Origin of the sequence: Candidatus Nitrosarchaeum limnium BG20, assembly GCF_000241145.1 — an archaeon.
Taxonomy (GTDB): domain Archaea; phylum Thermoproteota; class Nitrososphaeria; order Nitrososphaerales; family Nitrosopumilaceae; genus Nitrosarchaeum; species Nitrosarchaeum limnae.
Genome location: NZ_AHJG01000314.1, coordinates 1 through 2242 on the forward strand (window position 1 = coordinate 1; position 2242 = coordinate 2242).

The window sequence follows — 2242 nt, forward strand, 5'->3', positions numbered from 1 at the left end:
CGCTTTTAATTTTCTTGATTATTATATTCCATTTTTTATAATCTCCAATCTTTGCTAGTTTCATTCTCTCAATGATCTCTAGTGTTTTTGTGATATCTATTGATTTGACCATTTATAGCTAGTTTGCTTGTGTAGCTTTTAATTCGTATGAGGGCCATGTGTTGTAAAGATCATCTATCTCTTTCATATCAGAAGAATTTAGATACTTTCCATCTGATATTGCTGCAAATGTTTCAATTTCTTCTACGCTAACAACCGTTGGTAATACCGATGCAATTGCTTTTTTTGATAAGATGAATTTTATTGCAAATTCTGTAATGTTTAATCCGTTTCGTTCTGCAATTGGTCTGAATTGCTCTACTTTTTTTAATGCCTCTTGCCTCCATTCTTGTTTTCTGTCTTTTCGGTGATCATTGCTTGGGATGACTGTTTCTGCCTTTACTTTTCCTGTGAGAATTCCTGATGCATCTGGAACTCTGACTAAAATACCCACATTTTGTTTTTCTGCTTTTTGAATTAATTCATTTCCAGGTGTTTGCTCTAAAATGTTGTATACCGTTTGTACTCCTGAGACACTTTTTCTTTCCATTGCCTCTAATCCTTCTTTTGTCCATCCAATTGCTGGACCTAATGCTACTTGTGATGTCTTTATTTTTCCTTCATCAATTAATTTATCAAACATCTCAAAAGTAGCATCATTTCGAATATGATTTAATTTTGGATTGTGCATTCCATAGGAATCAATATAATCAGTTTGTAATCTTTTTAATGATGCATTAAGTGCTTTTTGCGTAAACTCTGGTTCAAAGCTCTGTGGTAACTCTGCATGACCTATTTGTTCAACATTGGCAAAATCATATCCGTATTTTGTTGAAATCACTACCTCATCTCGCATTCCTTTGAATACCTGGCCGATTAGTTTTTCACTAATTCCTTTACCATACATATCCGCAGTTTCAAAAAAGTTAATTCCTAAATCATATGCTTTTTTTAACATTCGTTTTGCTTCATCTTCTTCAATTTTTTTACCCCACCAATCAAGGCCAATTGTCCATGCCCCAAATCCTATTTCGGATACTTTGATTCCACTTTTTCCTAATGTTCTGTATTTCATCTTATTATCTCCTTGAATTCTTCTAGTTTTGATTCAGTTTCTTTATCGCTCAAAACTGCTTTTCCAACTGGAATTTCTTCATTTATGTTTATCCAAGATTTGCAGCCCTGATACTCCGATTTTAGTGGGGTATTTACTTTGGGAATTTTGTAGACTTTTAAAAAAACTGCTTTAATGGGATTCTCTGGTTTCCAATTCTTTCTTTCATTGATGTATGAATCACTCCAGATGTGAAATTTTGATAATTTCTTTATTGTTTCATCTAATGAAATATCTGCCTCCGATAATATCTCTGCATATGATGTGATTCTATTGAATCCTGTTTTTGGTGGATTGATTTTTACTTGCTCCAAATATTTGTGAAATTCTGGTTTTATGTGATTATAATCTTGATGCTCCTGTGTTGGAAATAATGGAAATTTTTTTGTTTCTATTTTAAATCCTGATGCAACATCTAGTATTCCACCTTTTCTTAATAGAACTGTCTGAACGCCATCTTCAAGTGCTGCAACTACTGTGGCCCATTCTTTTAGTGATTCCACTACCCCATACTTCCTATTAATGGAACAATGTCTTTTTTAACACAAACAATCATTGGAATGTCATTTTTGACATATCTTGAAACTCTTGTTTCTCTTAAATCCATTATGAGATCTTGGAAATCTCTTATTTCATCTACTTCAAATGCTAACATGAAATCTTCGTCATGAATTCCAAAAGAGTATGTTGTGTTTAGAATGATCTGAGGATATTTTTTACTTACTTCTATATGCTCATCCATTATTGATTGTCTTTCTTCTTTTGGTAGTAGATACCATTCTCTAGTTTTTGTAAAAGGGTATACTATTACATGCTTTTTCATCTCTGCATCTGAAACAAACCCTAGTGGTTTTCCTTTTTCTACATAGATTGATGGTCTTGTACATGATAGATATGTTCTTGATGGAATGATATATTTTCCAAAAACAGTTGTGTATAATTTTGCTATTGCATTTTGAATCTCCTCTACTGTTTTTGCTGCAAACCAAAACAAGAAATCGGCATCATCTCTTAATCCTAATGTGGAGTATGTTCTGAATTTTATTCCTGAATTTTTTAGCACAATCTCTACTTCTTTAGCTGATTCTT

The 2242-nt window shown here is 32.6% G+C and carries 3 protein-coding genes; all 3 read right to left on the reverse strand.

Annotation, left to right across the window (positions count from 1 at the left end):
* Nucleotides 1–118 precede the first annotated feature (118 nt).
* Nucleotides 119–1114 (reverse strand): aldo/keto reductase, encoded by a 996-nt coding sequence (locus tag BG20_RS10960; RefSeq protein ID WP_010195381.1) that lies wholly within the window; start codon nucleotides 1112–1114, stop codon nucleotides 119–121.
* A complete protein-coding gene (locus BG20_RS10965) occupies nucleotides 1111–1656 on the reverse strand; it encodes a DUF1802 family protein (RefSeq protein ID WP_010195386.1) in 546 nt (181 codons plus the stop codon). Before BG20_RS10965 ends, BG20_RS10960 begins: the two co-directional genes overlap by 4 nt.
* Nucleotides 1656–2242: chlorite dismutase family protein (locus tag BG20_RS10970; protein WP_010195389.1), on the reverse strand; the 587-nt coding region annotated here is incomplete at its 5' end. The genes BG20_RS10965 and BG20_RS10970, both read right to left, overlap by 1 nt.